Consider the following 14,164-nt stretch of genomic DNA (forward strand, 5'->3'; position numbering starts at 1 on the left):
ATCAGGTGTCTACCAAACAGGGGTCAGGTCCAAGGTTCTCACGGACAAATTCCGTGCGCGCTTCCTTATCCTCGCGCGCAATACCGAGGAGACCGTACATCTTGGCTGCTAACGCCTGCGAGCGCTGCGGGTGGACGCCCTGACCGTAGTCAATCGTGAAGTCCGGGTTGATTCCATTCTTATCGAACTCAGCAATGAGAGCGGCGCTCAAGTCCTGCAATGCCGTACCGCCAACCAGGTGCACATTCCAGGGTTGGGTATTGGAGTTGGAGGGGGCGGATTGGGCGTCGATCAGCACCTGTTCTATAACCTCTGCGGGGATGGGGTCCGGAAGGAACGCGCGCGCGGAATGGCGGGAACGAATGAACTCAGAAAAGCCATTAGGATGTTGAGACATGCGCGCCACTCTACGCCCCACAATCTGAGGGAGTGTATTCGGCTCGGGGGACTGCCTGCACTAGAACACATGTGTGTACACTGTTTCTAGATAAACGAGTGGTTGTATAGGGTGAGAATAAAAAGGGCGAGGAGGCAGCCGTGAACTTGGAGGGGTTGCGTGTCATGGGTATTGATCCCGGTCTGACGCGTTGTGGCCTGTCTGTTGTCCAAGCCGGACGTGGGCGCGCGGTCATTCCCATCGCCGTGGGCGTCGTCCGTACGCCCAGTGACAAGGATCTGGGAGAGCGCCTTAAGCGGCTGTCAGTCGCGGTCCGGGAATGGATGGATGACTATAAGCCGGATGTCGTGGCGCTCGAGCGCGTATTCGAACGCGGTCAGGTGTCAACCGTGATGCAGACCGCGCACGCAGTCGGGGTCTTGGTGCTTGCAGCCGCAGAGCGCGACATCCCAGTACACATGTACACCCCTTCGGAGGTGAAGAAGGCGGTGTCGGGCAACGGGCGCGCTGATAAGAAGCAGATGACCGCCATGATCACCCGAATTCTGGGGCTCAGCGAGTCGCCTAAGCCAGCGGACGCTGCGGATGCCTTGGCCCTTGCCGTCTGCCACTGCTGGCGTGCGCCGGCCCTGGCATGGATGAGCGGGGGTGATCCGAGTGCTGGCGTGGGGGCTGGGGCACGAACGAGCGGTGTGCGCGGCACCTCACCACGCACCGCGTCCGTCTCTCGGGCGGCGAAGACGTCCTCTTAAGCTATGTGGTACATCCACTCGAACCAAGGAACCTAAGTAATGATTGCATCTTTGCGCGGAACTGTCCTCGACATCCAGCTTGACCATGCCGTGCTCGAATGCGCCGGCGTGGGATACAAGGTGCTGGCCACCCCAGCCACGCTGGGCACGCTCCAGCGTGGTGAGGAAGCCCGAGTCATGACCACGCTCGTGGTGAAAGAAGATTCGATGACGCTGTACGGGTTCACCAGCCAGGATGACCGCGACATGTTTCACGTCCTCCAGACGGTCTCTGGGTTGGGGCCCAAACTGGCGCTGGCCGCGTTGTCCGTGATGAGCGCAGGTGATTTAGCCCAAGCAATCGCGGGGGAGGAGGCTGCACGGCTGCAGAAGATTCCGGGGGTAGGAAAGCGCGTAGCGCAGCGCTTGATCCTAGAACTCAAGGACAAGGTGCAGGCGTTTGCGCCCACGGACGGTGCTGATCCTGCGGCCTCCGCCCCTGCGGCTGCCGGCCACGTGGTGGAGGATGTCGTTGAGGCGCTCATTGGGCTGGGCTTTACGGACAAGATGGCTCGTCCGGTGGTGGAATCGGTAGTGGCTGAGCAGCCCGATGCGGCGACGCCGGTGGTGCTGCGAGCAGCCCTCAACCAACTCGGGGCCAAAAAATAGGGGAGAGTGGACGACATGTCAGATGTAGAACGCACTGAGTTTAAGCTGCCGGAGGGGATGGATTTAACCTCGCCTCCGCAGCGTAACCAGGATGTGGACGCCACAGAGCAACAAGGCGAGCACGATATTGAGCGCTCACTGCGCCCGAAATCCCTCGATGAATTCATCGGCCAGCCCAAGGTGCGCGAACAGCTATCGCTCGTGCTCAATGGCGCGAAAAACCGTGGTGTCACCCCGGATCACGTGTTGCTCTCCGGCCCGCCTGGGCTGGGCAAGACCACGATGGCGATGATTATCGCTCAAGAACTGGGAAGTTCCCTGCGCATGACGTCCGGCCCCGCACTGGAGCGGGCCGGAGACTTGGCCGCGATGCTGTCGAATCTCATGGAAGGTGACGTGCTCTTCATCGACGAAATTCACCGCATCGCCCGTCCCGCGGAAGAAATGCTCTACATGGCAATGGAGGATTTCCGCATCGATGTCATCGTGGGCAAAGGCCCTGGGGCGACCTCCATCCCGCTGGAAATCCCACCTTTTACTCTGGTGGGAGCGACGACGCGCGCGGGCATGCTGACTGGTCCGTTGCGTGACCGCTTCGGTTTCACCGCGCAGATGGAGTATTACGATACCGAGGACCTCACCCGAGTGATTACCCGAGCAGCGCGAATCTTGGAGGTTGATATCGACCAGGATGCCGCGGTGGAGATCGGCTCCCGATCGCGCGGGACGCCGCGTATTGCTAACCGGCTGTTGCGTCGTGTGCGCGACTATGCCGAGGTCAACGGAGATGGGCACATTAATGTGGCAGCTGCCCAGGCAGCGCTTCGGGTCTTCGACGTTGATGAACGTGGGCTGGACCGTCTTGACCGCGCGGTGCTCGAGGCCCTCATTAAGGGACACGGCGGTGGACCCGTGGGGGTTAATACGTTGGCTATTGCGGTGGGCGAGGAACCGTCAACCGTCGAGGAGGTCTGCGAACCCTACCTCGTGCGCGCCGGAATGATCTCCCGCACCGGGCGTGGCCGTGTTGCCACGGCAGCGGCCTGGCAGCACCTGGGCCTTGAGGCGCCCGAAGGAACTGTCGGCGGGACACTCTTCTAATCGTCCCGGCAATTGGCCGGGAGGCGGGCAGGTCTGGCACACTGGCCTTTTATGAACGGAACCCAACTTATTCTTCTCCTTGTTCTCGCCGTCCTCGTCATTTTGCCGAGCTTCATGTCCATGCGCGCGCAGCGCAAGCGCCAAGCGCAGATGAAGGAGCTCCAGTCCTCGTTGCGCCCAGGCTTAGACGTGATTACGGCCGGTGGCCTGCACGGAACCGTGGTGGAGGCCCGCGGTGAACAGGTTGATTTGCGAGTCAAGGACGGCACGGTGATGACCTTCGACACCATGGCCATCGTGCGCTCCGCGGAGCCGATTGCTTCCCAGAACGAAGCAGCGGCTGAGCCGGAGGAGGGTGAGGACGAACGCTTTCCGAAGCTCTAAAACAAGTTGCACTCGTCACACTGCGGGTGCCTCACCTTAAACCTGTTAAGGATTATGCCGGTCCATGACGTACGATGATGGACTGTGCTTTAGTCATGGTGGCGCCGCGACACTCAGCACGTGCGTGGCAGTGGCTGCCATGACCCATGATTTTTAGCCCTGTTCCTCACAACACAGGAGATCTTTGTGTCCGCTTCGAAACGTGGTGGCGTTAGCAGCCGTCAACGGCAATGGCCCAGACGAGCAATGGCGCTCTTTGTGCTCATCGTCATTGTGGTTTACGCCCTTATCTTCCTAACCGGCGATAAATCGCCGACTCCCAAGCTCGGCATTGATTTGCAGGGCGGTACGCGAGTAACCCTCGTTCCGCAGGGCGAAGACCCCACCCAGGATCAGCTGCAGCAGGCACGCAACATCCTGGAGCAGCGTGTCAACGGTATGGGCGTCTCCGGCTCTGAGGTCGTTATCAGCGGCTCTAGCCTGGTCATTACGGTGCCGGGCGAAGACGCTTCCCAGGCGCAGGCTGTAGGCCAAACCTCGCAGCTGCTGTTCCGCCCAGTGGGTGAACAGCCGATGCCGGACTTGGACAAGCTTGAAAAGACCATGACGGATATGGCGAACCGCTGGGTCAAGTTCGGCGTCGTGGCACCGGAGCAGGCGAATGACGCACTGGCCTCTATCCACGACGCGCTTAACCAGAGCGCCGATGCTGCCCAGGGTGAGGATAAGAAGGAAGAAAACAAGGACGCGAAGAAGTCTCCGGCCCCGACCGTGAGCGAAAAGCCGCTTCCGGACCCAGCAAACTCTCTGGAAGAAACCGAACGTCGCGACCAGGTTAACGAGGTTCTTCTCAAGGACCGTCAGTCCGAGGATCCCACCGTTCAAACCGCGGCCCTGGGCCTGATGCGGTGCGATGCCGATTCCGATCCGCTGGCCGGCACGGACGATCCGGCAAAGCCGCTCGTGGCGTGTGACTACTCGAACCAGCAGCCCTATATCCTGATGCCGGCTCCGCTGCTGGATGGCATTGAGGATCCACACGGTACCCGCCTGACCGGTAACGAAATCGATACCCAATCCCCAATTCAGGGCGGTCTCAACGGCCAAACCGGCCAGATGGAGATCAGCTTCGCATTCAAGACTGGCGACGGCCCCAACGGCTCTCAGACGTGGTCCACCCTGACGCAGGAGTACCTGCAGAAGCAGGTGGCCATCACTCTTGACTCCGCCGTTATTTCCGCACCGGTTATCCAGGGTGCGACTCCGGTGGGTTCTGCCACGTCCATCACGGGTGATTTCACGCAGGAAGAAGCCCAGAACTTGGCCAACAACCTCCGCTACGGTGCGCTCCCGTTGTCCTTTACGGGCGCTAACGGCGAGCCGGGCGGAACGGTGGAAACCGTGCCTCCGTCACTGGGTAAGGCAGCTCTTGAGGCAGCGCTTATTGCGGGTATTGTCGGCCTGATTTTGGTCTCCCTGTATTCCATCTACTACTTCCGCGCACTGTCCGCCGTGGCCTTGCTGGTGCTCATCGCCACCTGTGTCCTGCTCTATGGCGCTCTGGTTCTGTTGGGCCGGTGGATTGGCTACTCGCTGGACCTGTCTGGCATGGCGGGCTTGGTCATCGGTATCGGCGCCACGGCTGACTCATTCGTGGTCTACTACGAGCGCATGAAGGATGAGCTCTTGGGCGGCCGCACATTCCGCTCCGCTACCCGCACGGGTTGGGAACGCTCCCGTGCAACGATCGTCACGGGTAAGGCAGTTACCCTGATCGGTTCCGTCGTGGTCTACTTCCTGTCCATCGGTGCGGTCAAGGGATTTGCCTTCACCATGGGGCTGACCACGATCTTCGACCTCGTCGTATCCTTCCTGATCATGGCACCGCTCATGCAGCTCCTCGGCAGCCGCCCGGCCTTCGCTAAACCATCCATGAATGGCCTTGGTGGCATCTACAACCTTGTGGAGGAGCGCCGTGAACGCGGCTTTTATGCCAAACCGGCCAAGAACCCCGTTGCTACCGCTGCGGATGAGGAGAAGTAAACATGGCTGTCGAAACCACTAACCGCAAGATTTCCCGCTTTGACCGTCTCTACGTGGACGGCAGCGGATTCGACTTCGTGGGCCGGGCCAAAACCTGGTACACCATCGCCGGCGTGCTGCTCATCGCGTCCATTTTGGCCATTGCGCTCCGCGGCTTTAACTTGTCCCTTGACTTTGAAGGCGGTACGAAGCTCAACATGCCGGCGGGAGACCTCAGCACCGAGCAGGTAGAGGAAACCTTCAAGGATGCCACCGGTGTCACACCGGAGCTGGTGCAGATTGTGGGCGCCGGTTCCTCGGAGACATTGGAAATCACCTCCGAGCGCCTGTCCCAGGATCAGGTGAATCGGGCACGCCAGGCCATCTTCGAAGAGTTCCACGTCAAGGATGAAAACGGCAAGCCCAGCCCGGACGCGATCGGTTCCTCGACGGTATCGGAATCGTGGGGTGCCTCGATTACCAAGCGAATGGTCATCGCCATGGCGGTCTTCCTGGTGCTCGCCACTATCTACGTGGCGGTTCGCCTGCAGCGTGATATGGCCTTTGCCGCTATCCTCGCCCTTATCTTTGACGGTGTTTTCATCTCTGGTATCTACGCCCTCTTTGGAATTGAGGTTTCACCGGCGGTCATTATCGGCCTGCTGACTGTGCTTACTTTCTCCCTCTACGACTCCGTCATTGTCTTTGACAAGGTAGATGAAAATACGAGTGGGCTGGAGGGCCAGCGTAAGAAGACCTATGCCGATCTCACCAACCTGGCCATCAACCAGACCGTGATGCGTTCTATCTCTACCTCGGTCATTTCCGCGCTGCCGATTATCGCCTTGTTCGTCGTCGCTGTGTGGTTGATGGGTATCGGTACCCTGCGCGATCTGGCTCTGGTCCAGTTCATCGGCGTTATCGAAGGCGTCTTTTCTTCCATCTTCCTCGCAACGACGCTGCTGGTGACATTGTCGAACCAGCGCAAGAGCGTCAAGAAGCATAACGCTGAGGTCGCCGCTTATCGGGCGGAAGGCGGGGACGCAGACGACGCCGACGATGATTCACCGAAGCCTGCGCGCACTGTGGTATCCCCGGCAGCAGTTTCCCCATCCACGGCCTCCGAGCCCGCAACGAAGCCGCGCGGCGAGGAGTCCGGTGGCGCGTCCTGGCGTCCTGGGCGCTAAATCGTGCGCGCCTCATCAGTTGCGGCACTGCTCGCTGTTGCTCTTACCGTTTCTGCGTGTGGAGCGAAGGAGGACAGGGCAGGCAAGGATGTCCCGCCGCCGCGCTTCGCAGTACTGAGCGACGCCCGCATCGCCACCAGCAATGCGGCTTCTGACTGGGGCGAAGCTGCGGGCGCCGCGCAGCTTGCCAGCCGCGTGTTCCCTGCGTTGTACGTGCCAGGCCCGGCTGGGCAGATGGTTCCGAACTCGGATCTGGCAGATGCTGAGTACGTTCCGGCCGAGAGCGAGGGCGTCGGCGCTCGTGTGGACTTCACGCTCACGGAGCAGGCACGCTTTGCCGACGGAGAACCTGTCACATGTGATGACTACCTTTTGGCGTATATCGCCGGGCAGTTGAGCGAGACCTTTGGCTCCCACCTCCCGTTGGCGGAAGACATAGCCGAGATGGAGTGTGCACCGCATAGTAAGAAGTTCACCGTCTGGTTTAACCCAGATGCTGGTTCGCGCTGGCGCTACCTGTTTGGGCCGGGCACGGTGGTGCCCGCCCACGCGTTAGCTAAGCGAGCAGAGCTCAGCATGGAGGAGCTCAACGCGGCGCTTCACGCCTACGACGTGACGACCTTGCAGCCTGTGGCGGAGGCGTGGCGCGAGGGGTTTTCTACCGAACCAGGCCGTTTCGATCCCGAGCTACAGATTTCCTTTGGTCCTTACAGCATTGATCGCGTCGAGGACGACGGCGCCATCGTACTCACCGCCAACGACAACTACTACGGCGACAAGCCGTCGCTGAAGGAGATCGTCATGCTGCCGAACACGGCGGATGCGGCTGCATTTGTGGCCTCGGACGAGTTGCGCGTGGCCGAGTCACCTACCGCGGCACCGTCGTGGCTGAATCGGGACGCAGAAGGAAAACCGGTCGACGTTAACTCCGTTGCGGGAGGCATGACCGATACTTTGGTTTTCTCCGAAGCCGGCACCTTCGCGCAGCCGTGGGCACGCGCCGCTTTCGCTGCCTGCGTCGATGCACAACGCATGGCAGAAGTTTCCGCAAAGGAATCCGGCGTGGAGGTACCCGCCGTCTCCGTGCGGACAGTGAGCACCAGTGATTCGGTGGCATCACAAATGGCGTCGCTCACCACAGTCCCTGTAGACACCGCCACTGCTTCCGGCCTCGCTGGCTATACGGTCGGCGTCGGATACCTGGCACCTAACCCGCGCTATAAAGCGATGGTGGAGGAGCTACGCGCAGCCTGCGAACCAGCCGGGATTACGGTGGAGGATCGTTCGGGGGATCGTGTATCCCGTGCCCAACTGGACGCCGACCCCTCGACGGGGTTGCCGGAGATCGACGTCTACCTTGGAGCCGTCGACCCGATGCGGGAGTATTCCGCGCCCGCTGCCAGTGTGAAGAACGCTGCGGCTTTACGCACACTGGAACAAGAGCTTTGGGAGGAGCTGCCGTCTATTCCCATTGCCGCGCAGCCCCGAACCTTCATCGTTGATCGCGCTGTGACTGGCGTGGTGCCCTACACTGGCCCTGCGGGTATCGGGTGGAATCTCGACCGCTGGGGCTATACCCGAAATGAAGCAACCGAAACAAAGGAAGAGTCGTGAGCGAGATTTACGTCGCAGCAGCACAAGCCCTGAAAGACAAGGTGCGCCTTGTCCCGGATTTCCCGGAGGAAGGAATCCTTTTCGAGGACCTGACTCCGGTGTTGGCCGATGCTGAATCCTTCGCCGCCGTTGTCGATGGCTTGGCTGAGGCGTGCAAGGAGCTCGGTGCTGACATGATCGGCGGCCTCGATGCGCGCGGATTCCTGCTGGGTTCAGCCGTAGCGTACAAGTTGGGGGTAGGTATTTTGGCCATTCGCAAGAAAGGCAAGCTGCCGCCACCGGTGCTGACCCAGGAGTACGAGCTGGAATACGGTACCGCCGCGCTGGAAATCCCTAACAGCGGCATCGACATCAAGGGCAAGCGCATTGTGCTTGTCGACGACGTCCTCGCCACCGGCGGCACTCTCCACGGCGCCACCTTGCTCCTGGAGTCCGCAGGAGCAGAGGTCGTGGGCAATGTCGTGGTTCTGGAGGTTCAGGGACTGGAGGGCCGCGAGCGCCTGGAAGGTTCTCCGCTGATTGTGCTCAACCAGATGGGGACAAAGGACTAAGGTTGTATGCCTAAGCTACTTCGCGGAGGCAGACATGACGACTGAAAAGCAGGACAAGACTGCATGGCGGCCAGGCGGCGTCCGCGGCATGTCCGCCCGCCTGGCTCGTTCGCTGACGGGCGGCAGAGTAAAGATCAATCCGGCGCTCGACCCGCTGATGTCCATTCACCGGGAATTTCATCCGAAGGCCGACGCGGAACTACTCAATAACGCCTACACCACGGCACAGCGTCTGCACGAAGGCGTTTTCCGCAAGTCCGGTGAGCCATACATCACGCACCCGCTGGCGGTAGCCACCATCGCCGCGGAGATAGGTATGGACACCACGACCGTCGCAGCAGCGTTGCTGCATGACACGGTGGAGGATACCGACTACTCGCTCGAGGATCTGACTCGTGATTTTGGTCCTGAGGTGGCCCGACTCGTCGATGGTGTTACGAAGCTCGACAAGGTTGCACTCGGCGCCGCTGCGGAAGCGGAAACGATCCGCAAGATGATTGTGGCAATGGCTACTGATCCGCGCGTGTTGGTTATCAAGGTGTGCGACCGTCTCCACAACATGCGCACGATGCGCTTCCTCCCGCCGGAAAAGCAGGCTAAGAAGGCACGCCAGACTCTCGACGTCATCGCGCCGCTGGCTCACCGCCTCGGAATGGCCAGCGTCAAATGGGAGCTTGAGGATTTGGCCTTTGCCATCCTGTACCCGAAGAAGTATGACGAAATCGTACGCATGGTGGCCGACCGTGCGCCCTCGCGCGATCGAGCGCTCAAAGAGATCAAGGCTCAGGTTAGCCAGGCGCTGAAGGCCAACGGCATCGAGGCTGAGGTGATGGGCCGCCCGAAGCATTACTGGTCGATTTACCAGAAGATGATCGTGCGCGGCCGTGACTTTGCGGAAATCTTCGATCTTGTGGGCATCCGTATTCTTGTCGATGACATCAACTCCTGCTACGCAGCCATCGGCGTGGTGCACTCGCTGTACCAGGCTCTTCCAGGGCGCTTTAAGGATTACATTTCTTCGCCGCGCTTCGGCGTGTACCAGTCCTTGCACACCACCGTGATTGCGGCCGGTGGCTCCACTCTTGAAGTGCAAGTGCGCACGCACGAGATGCACTACAACGCTGAGTTCGGCGTGGCGGCGCATTGGCGCTACAAGGAAACTAAGGGCAAGAATTCCGGCCACCAGGAAGAAGTCGACCAGATGGCGTGGATGCGCCAGCTGCTGGATTGGCAAAAGGAAGCAGCAGATCCCAACGAGTTCCTCGACTCCTTGCGCTATGACCTGACCGCCAAGCAGATCTTTGCGTTTACCCCGAAGGGCGACGTGGTTAACCTGCCTGCCGGTTCCACCCCCGTTGACTTTGCCTACGCTGTGCACACCGAGGTGGGGCACAGGTGTATCGGCGCCAAGGTCAATGGCAAACTCGTGGCCCTAGAGTCTGAACTCAAGTCCGGCGACAAGGTGGAAATTTTCACTTCGAAGGATCCGAACGCAGGACCGTCGCGGGATTGGCAGGAGTTCTTGGTGTCGCCCCGGGCGAAGACGAAGGTGCGGCAGTGGTTTGCCAAAGAGCGCCGTGAGGAGCATCTTGAAGCCGGGCGCGATGCCCTGGCCGCTGAGGTTCAGCGCGGTGGTTTGCCCATGCACCGCTTGTTCACCGCCAGCTCGATGAAGCAGGTGGCCGAGCAGCTGCACTATCCCGACGTGGATGCGTTGTACACCGCTATCGGCGCGGGCCACGTATCGGCGCAGCACGTTGCTAATCAGCTCATGGCTCTCTTTGGGGATCAAGATGACGCTGTCGATGCCTTGGCTTCGCGCACCCCGCTGAGTGAGCTGGAGAACTCCCGCGCGCAGCATACGAAGGATTCCGCATCCGGCACCGGCATTCTGGTGGAGGGAAGCCCAGACGTCATGGCCAAGTTGGCGAAGTGCTGCCAGCCCGTGCCAGGAGACGCCATCTTTGGCTTCGTTACCCGCGGCGGTGGGGTGTCTGTGCACCGTGCTGACTGCACCAACGCTGAAAAGCTGAAGTCCGAGCCGGAGCGCATGATGCAGGTGGAGTGGGCCGGTGGGCCGAAGTCTTCCGGCGCTTTCTCTGCGACACTGCAACTTGAGGCCATCGACCGCCAGGGCCTGCTCTTTGAGCTGACTCGTATCTTCAGCGAGCAGAGCCTCAACGTTTTGTCGATGACGTCCAACCGCGGCGATGACCACATTGCGACCGTGCGCTTTACCTTCTCGGTGTCCGATACCAAGCAGCTGGGGCAGCTCATGACGACGCTGCGCAACACCGAGGGCGTCTTCGACGTCTACCGCGTCACCGCCTAGGCGAACTGAAGCCCACGGCTAAACCACCGCCCCCTCAACCGGGGGTGTGTGGTTGAACACTGGGTTGCGCTGGGATGAAAACGGGGAAGACGCTAAGTAAACGTGCAGGTGGAGGCGTTAGCGAGCCCTGCGCAACCGTGATGGATGCGTTATAAACGCGTGGACAAGATTCCTCTCATCTTCAGGAGTACCACGTGAATTTCCGCCGCTTTGGCCAGCTGTTGGCCGCCACCACCGTTACCGCCGTTGCCGTCTCCGGCGCACCTGCCTTCGCCGCTGAGGCCGACCAGGTGACCATCTCCGTCACCAACTTCACCGACTTCCACGGCCACCTTGAGCTGGCCGAAAACTTTGATAAGGAAACCGAGGAACTGGTTGGTTACTCCGAGATGGGTGCTGCTCGCATGGCTGCGCTCATCAAGGCCGTCAACAAGGACCAGGAGTACGCCTTGACCTCCTCCGGTGATAACGTTGGCGGTTCCGCTTTCGTGTCTGCGATTTCTGAGGACAAGTACACCAACGAGGCCCTCAATGCTATGAATCTCGATGTCACGGCCGTGGGCAACCACGAGTTCGACAAGGGCGATAAGGATCTTATGGGCCGTATCAAGGACCAGTCCAACTTCCCGATCCTGGGCGCCAACGTCACCAAGGATGGCAAGCCCTTGCTCGATGCTTCCTTCGTCAAGGAGGTAGACGGCGTGAAGGTGGGCTTCGTTGGTACCGTCACTGAGAACACCAAGTACAAGGTGTCTGCTGCGTCCATCCCGGGCGTCGAGTTCTCCGACCCGGTCGAGGCCACCAATAAGGAAGCCAGCCGACTGAAGGAATCCGGCGAGGCCGAGGTTGTTGTGGCGCTCATGCACGAGGATGCTCAGCAGTTCGCTGAGGGCTTCAACAAGGATGTGGACATCCTCTTTGGCGGTGATACTCACGTCAAGACCCAGGGCGAGGTTGCCCGTGAGGGCGCATTGCCGCTGTACTGGGCACAGGGCTACGAGTACGGCAAGGTGCTTAACGACGCCGACATCACCTTCGACAAGGCCGAGAAGAGGATCACCAAGATTGATCTCAAGCAGTACGACGTGGCCGACGCAGAGGTCTTCGCCCAGCTGCAGGGCCTCGAAGACGACCCCGAGGTAGCTAAGGTCGTCGAGGAAGCAAAGAAAGTAGCGGAGATTGAGGGTGCCAAGACTGCTGGTACCACCGAGAAGGCCATGTACCGCGGCTCCGATGAGGGCAAGGACACCGGTTCCAACCGCGGTGTGGAGTCCACCCTTAACAACTTCATTGCGGAAGGTCAGCGCTACGCTCTAGCCAAGCCGGCGGGCAAGGACATCGAAATTGGCGTCATGAACGCGGGCGGTGTGCGCGCCGACCTCAAGGAAGGTGACGTTACATACCAGGACATCTTTGCTGTTCAGCCTTTCGGAAACTCCGTGATTACCGCTGAGGTCAGCGGAGCTGACTTCATCACCGCACTGGAAAACCAGTGGAAGCCTGGCCAGTCCCGCCCACGTCTGGCTCTAGGCCTGTCCAACAATGTCACCGTTGTCTACGACCAGAAGGCTGAGCAAGGCAAGCGTGTTAAGTCCGTCACCATTAACGGTGAACCGATTGACCCGAACAAGAATTACAGCATTGCTCTGTCCTCCTTCCTCGCATCCAGCGATACGGAAGCAGGCGGCGATGGCTTCTTCGAGCCCGGTTCCATCAAGAACCGCAATGACGTTGGCCACATGGACACCCAGGCGATGATTGACTACATTGCGTCCGGAGAGTCCAAGGTCCGCACCGGCCAGGGTCAGATCGGTGCTCACATTGAGGGGGACCTGAAGCCGGGCAGCGAGATTACCATTGACCTGTCTTCCCTGAACTACTCCAACGCTGAGGAGCCGCAGGCTAAGAAGGTCACCGTTGCACTGGGTGACGCTAAGGCTGAGGCAGGCATTGATAACGCAGCACAGCCGGGTGATGAGCAGTTTGGCGAGCGTGGCCGCGCAACCGTCAAGCTCACCATCCCGGAGGGCCTAGAGGGCGAGCAGAAGCTGTCCATCACCACGGATGCTGGTACTAAGGCTGTCCTGCCTATCACCCTTGAGGGCGCGGGTAACGACGAGGACCCGAAGGACCCAGAGAACCCGAAGGATCCGAAGGATAACGGCTCCAACAAGGATGTAGCGTCCTCCGTTGGCCTGGGCGTGGGGATCACCGTAGCGATTGCCGCTGCCATTGCCGCTGTGATTGGCGCTATTAACCTGCCGGCAGGCGCGCTACCGGCTCCGGTACAGCAGATGATTGAGCAGTTGCGCAAGCAGTTCAACATCTAGTCAGTCTCGTTCCTAAAGCCCGCACTGAGGTGCGGGCTTTTCGCATGCGGAAGGTATGGTGGGAAGCTGTGGATACACTGAGGCTATTTGGACGCGAGGCAATGTATCAGCTCGGCATCGAGCCTCACCGCATCCCGGTGGTGATGTTCGCAACGCTGGGCATCTACTTGGCTTTCATGCTCTTGGTCAAGCTTTTCGGTAGTCGGGTGCTGACGTCTATCACGGCCTCAGATGCTGTCATCATCATTATGTTTGGTGCGGTTTCGGGACGCGTCATCGTAGGCAACCCGCCCACGCTTGCCGCCGGCATCATCGGACTGTTTACGCTCATGTTGTTGGAGGCCGCTTTCGGCACCTTCAGACAGCTGGTGAGGTGGTCGAGGTTCATTGACCGAAAACCGGTCCTTTTGGTGTACAAGGGGGAACTGCAAGAGGACAACATGCATTTTGCGCACATCACCGAGAGGGATATCAATTCCGCTGTGCGCAAGGCGGGGCTCGGACGGCGTAGCGACGTCCAGCTTATGATTCTGGAACCGACTGGTCAGATTTCGGTCATCCGCCGTGGCCAGCTTGTCGACGCTTCAGTGTTTAAGGATATCCTCGGCGCCGAGCGCATCGAAGAAGTCGAAGAAGACTCGCAAAAGGATAGCGAATAGATTCTCGCCAGCTGTTAGACCTGCTAACCACTGTGAGGGTTGGAGTCCTGAAGGACGTGCCGAGATACCTTTCTCCATTCCACACGAGAGCGCGAGCCTCATGGGGTGGGGACCAGACTGCCCTACGTGACGAAAACATAGCCCGATCCCCGGGGCGGGCTCAGGTGGTGAATGCATCTATACAGCT

Annotated in this window: 12 protein-coding genes; 11 read left to right on the top strand and 1 reads right to left on the bottom strand. The window is 60.0% G+C overall.

The window, feature by feature from the left end; genetic code table 11:
* Position 1: 1 nt before the first annotated feature.
* Positions 2-397 carry a nitroreductase family protein gene (locus HMPREF2526_RS06345; protein ID WP_246819872.1) on the bottom strand — a complete coding sequence of 132 codons (396 nt, stop codon included), beginning with the start codon at positions 395-397 and terminating at the stop codon, positions 2-4.
* Between the two features lie 140 nt (positions 398-537).
* On the opposite strand from HMPREF2526_RS06345, the gene ruvC reads away from it, so the two are divergent.
* From ruvC to HMPREF2526_RS06400, 11 genes are all read left to right on the top strand, one after another.
* On the top strand, positions 538-1,149 hold the full coding sequence (ruvC, locus tag HMPREF2526_RS06350) for a crossover junction endodeoxyribonuclease RuvC (RefSeq protein WP_070513204.1): 612 nt from the start codon (positions 538-540) through the stop codon (positions 1,147-1,149).
* A gap of 39 nt (positions 1,150-1,188) precedes the next feature.
* On the top strand, positions 1,189-1,797 hold the full coding sequence (gene ruvA, locus HMPREF2526_RS06355) for a Holliday junction branch migration protein RuvA (RefSeq protein ID WP_070546506.1): 609 nt from the start codon (positions 1,189-1,191) through the stop codon (positions 1,795-1,797).
* A gap of 15 nt (positions 1,798-1,812) precedes the next feature.
* Positions 1,813-2,898 (top strand): Holliday junction branch migration DNA helicase RuvB, encoded by a 1,086-nt coding sequence (gene ruvB / locus HMPREF2526_RS06360; protein ID WP_046648150.1) that lies wholly within the window; start codon positions 1,813-1,815, stop codon positions 2,896-2,898.
* A 51-nt stretch (positions 2,899-2,949) separates the two neighbouring features.
* A complete protein-coding gene (gene yajC, locus HMPREF2526_RS06365) occupies positions 2,950-3,282 on the top strand; it encodes a preprotein translocase subunit YajC (RefSeq protein ID WP_046648149.1) in 333 nt (110 codons plus the stop codon).
* 246 nt (positions 3,283-3,528) lie between these two features.
* On the top strand, positions 3,529-5,325 hold the full coding sequence (secD, locus tag HMPREF2526_RS06370; protein WP_158396681.1) for a protein translocase subunit SecD: 1,797 nt from the start codon (positions 3,529-3,531) through the stop codon (positions 5,323-5,325).
* 2 nt (positions 5,326-5,327) lie between these two features.
* Positions 5,328-6,491 carry a protein translocase subunit SecF gene (gene secF / locus HMPREF2526_RS06375; protein WP_046648147.1) on the top strand — a complete coding sequence of 388 codons (1,164 nt, stop codon included), beginning with the start codon at positions 5,328-5,330 and terminating at the stop codon, positions 6,489-6,491.
* 3 nt (positions 6,492-6,494) lie between these two features.
* Positions 6,495-8,105 (top strand): ABC transporter substrate-binding protein, encoded by a 1,611-nt coding sequence (locus HMPREF2526_RS06380; RefSeq protein WP_080975073.1) that lies wholly within the window; start codon positions 6,495-6,497, stop codon positions 8,103-8,105.
* The gene (locus HMPREF2526_RS06385; RefSeq protein WP_046648146.1) at positions 8,102-8,656 is read left to right on the top strand and encodes an adenine phosphoribosyltransferase; all 555 of its coding nucleotides are present in this window, start codon (positions 8,102-8,104) and stop codon (positions 8,654-8,656) included. The genes HMPREF2526_RS06380 and HMPREF2526_RS06385 overlap by 4 nt, the downstream gene beginning before the upstream one ends.
* Before the next feature lie 34 nt (positions 8,657-8,690).
* Positions 8,691-10,988, top strand: a complete 2,298-nt coding sequence (locus tag HMPREF2526_RS06390) for a RelA/SpoT family protein (RefSeq protein WP_049154885.1) — start codon at positions 8,691-8,693, stop codon at positions 10,986-10,988.
* Positions 10,989-11,182: 194 nt separating this feature from the next.
* Complete coding sequence (locus HMPREF2526_RS06395; protein ID WP_070546508.1) at positions 11,183-13,318, top strand: bifunctional metallophosphatase/5'-nucleotidase; 2,136 nt, start codon at positions 11,183-11,185, stop codon at positions 13,316-13,318.
* Positions 13,319-13,419: 101 nt separating this feature from the next.
* On the top strand, positions 13,420-13,977 hold the full coding sequence (locus tag HMPREF2526_RS06400; protein WP_180963910.1) for a DUF421 domain-containing protein: 558 nt from the start codon (positions 13,420-13,422) through the stop codon (positions 13,975-13,977).
* Positions 13,978-14,164 lie beyond the last annotated feature (187 nt).

This window comes from Corynebacterium sp. HMSC070E08, assembly GCF_001808895.1.
GTDB lineage: Bacteria > Actinomycetota > Actinomycetes > Mycobacteriales > Mycobacteriaceae > Corynebacterium > Corynebacterium hiratae.